This window comes from Bacillus sp. GMa5/1 (assembly GCF_050172015.1).
Taxonomy (GTDB): Bacteria; Bacillota; Bacilli; order Bacillales; family Bacillaceae_G; genus Bacillus_A; species Bacillus_A cereus.
In genome coordinates this window covers 1-2,173 of the sequence record NZ_JBNLYC010000353.1, presented here as the reverse complement: position 1 = coordinate 2,173, position 2,173 = coordinate 1, and the positions used below count along the sequence as shown (strand labels likewise).

Genomic DNA, 2,173 nt, shown 5'->3' with positions numbered 1-2,173 from the left:
AATTTGAAAATATATTCAAATATATTGTCTAATTTCTTACAGAATGCGCAACTTGCTAGTCGAATATAAGGACTTTTGGTTATAATAAAAAGGAATTATTAATTGTATCGGTTAGGAGCGCAGCACATATGAAAACAGTTGTTGTTATCGGTGGAGGTATAACGGGACTTTCTACTATGTTTTATTTAGAAAAATTAAAAAAGGATTATAATATCGATTTAAATTTTATTCTTATTGAGAAAGAAGAGTATTTAGGTGGTAAAATCCATAGTGTGGAAGAAAAGGATTTCATTATGGAGTCAGGAGCGGATTCAATCGTTGCTCGTAATGAATATGTTATGCCACTTGTAAAAGATTTAAATTTAGAAGATGAAATGGTATATAATGAAACGGGTATTTCTTACATATATTCTGAAAACATGTTACATCCGATTCCTTCTGATACTATATTTGGGATACCGATGAGCGCCCAGTCTTTGTTTAGCAGTACGCTAGTCTCAACGAAAGGGAAAATCGTAGCTTTAAAAGATTTCATAACGAAAAATAAAGAGTTTACGGAAGATACATCACTTGCTCTATTTTTAGAAAGTTTCTTAGGGAAAGAGTTAGTGGAAAGACAAATTGCTCCTGTACTTTCAGGCGTATATTCTGGTAAGTTGAATGAGCTTACAATGGCATCTACATTACCGTATTTACTGGATTATAAAAATAAGTATGGAAGTATTATTAAAGGTTTTGAAGAGAATAAAAAACAATTTCAATCAGCAGGAAATAAAAAATTCGTATCATTTAAAGGTGGACTATCTACGATAATTAATCGCTTAGAAGAAGTGCTCACTGAAACTGTCGTAAAAAAAGGTGCTATAACGACGGCTGTAAGTAAACAAGAAGATCGATATGAGATTTCTTTTGTAAATCATGAAACAATACAAGCTGATTATGTTGTTTTAGCAGCTCCGCATGATATAGCACAAACTTTATTACAGTCTAATGAGTTAAATGAGCAGTTTAATACATTTAAAAACTCATCTCTTATAAGTATTTACTTAGGATTTGACATACTAGATGAACAACTACCAGCTGACGGCACAGGGTTTATTGTAACGGAAAACAGTGATTTACATTGTGATGCTTGTACATGGACAAGTCGAAAGTGGAAACATACATCGGGTAAACAAAAATTATTAGTAAGAATGTTTTATAAGAGCACCAATCCGGTATATGAAACAATCAAAAATTATAGTGAAGAAGAATTAGTACGAGTAGCTTTATATGATATTGAAAAGAGTCTCGGAATTAAAGGTGAGCCAGAAGTAGTCGAAGTTACAAATTGGAAAGATTTAATGCCGAAATATCATTTAGAACATAATCAAGCGGTTCAAGCATTGCAAGAAAAAATGACGAATCTTTATCCAAATGTATATTTAGCTGGTGCCTCATATTATGGTGTCGGAATTGGTGCGTGTATTGGAAATGGAAAGAATATAGCCAATGAAATAATGGCTACATTAAATAAATAATACTGTAGAATAAATAAAAACTGTTCCTTCAGCAAAATGGAGGAACAGTTTTTATTTATTTTATTTGAATGGAAATTGTATTGTTTTTTACATTGTTTTCTTTTATTGTTAATGTTATTTCTCCAGACTCTTTAAATGAATACGGTGATAGTTGATAAATATCTTTTATATCATGTTTTTCTTGTAATTTATTTACCGGTATTGATACGATATTTGGCTTCCATGTTTCTTGTTTTCCTGAAGGATATTCTATAAGTATTACCGGATTTTTTAACTGTATTGTTTTCCAAGAGACGAAATATAGTTGTACTTCTGTATCTTTTTTTAATAATTCTTCGGAGAAATAACCGAATTCGCCTACATTACCGAAAACAGTATAGTTTTGATTTTTTAATTTAATATCTAAATAACTAGGTTGATATGTTACCGCATGATAAGTTCCATATGAAAGTGAGAGTATGGCAGCGATTAAAATACCGATTGAAAATGTCCTAAAGCTATTACCTTTAAAGCTAGTCATCATGAATGAGTTTGGTGTGAATTTTTTTGCGAATAAAAAAATAAGTAATATGAGTAAGAGGGATAAGCCGATGAATATATACATAGGAAATCTTCACCTCCACAATAAAATAATATATTAACTATATTTTACC

At 30.7% G+C, this 2,173-nt stretch carries 2 protein-coding genes; one reads left to right on the top strand and one right to left on the bottom strand.

The window, feature by feature from the left end:
- Positions 1-128: 128 nt before the first annotated feature.
- A complete protein-coding gene (locus ACQGSG_RS28520; RefSeq protein ID WP_000860344.1) occupies positions 129-1,520 on the top strand; it encodes a protoporphyrinogen oxidase in 1,392 nt (463 codons plus the stop codon).
- 55 nt (positions 1,521-1,575) lie between these two features.
- Here the strand turns inward: ACQGSG_RS28520 and ACQGSG_RS28515 are convergent, their stop codons facing one another.
- On the bottom strand, positions 1,576-2,124 hold the full coding sequence (locus ACQGSG_RS28515; RefSeq protein ID WP_000275250.1) for a hypothetical protein: 549 nt from the start codon (positions 2,122-2,124) through the stop codon (positions 1,576-1,578).
- Positions 2,125-2,173: the final 49 nt, after the last annotated feature.

Excerpts from the sequence above, each read along its gene's own strand:
- ACQGSG_RS28515 (WP_000275250.1), bottom strand. The coding sequence starts at position 2,124 with ATGTATATATTCATCGGCTTATCCCTCTTACTCATATTACTTATTTTT.
- ACQGSG_RS28520 (WP_000860344.1), top strand. The coding sequence starts at position 129 with ATGAAAACAGTTGTTGTTATCGGTGGAGGTATAACGGGACTTTCTACT.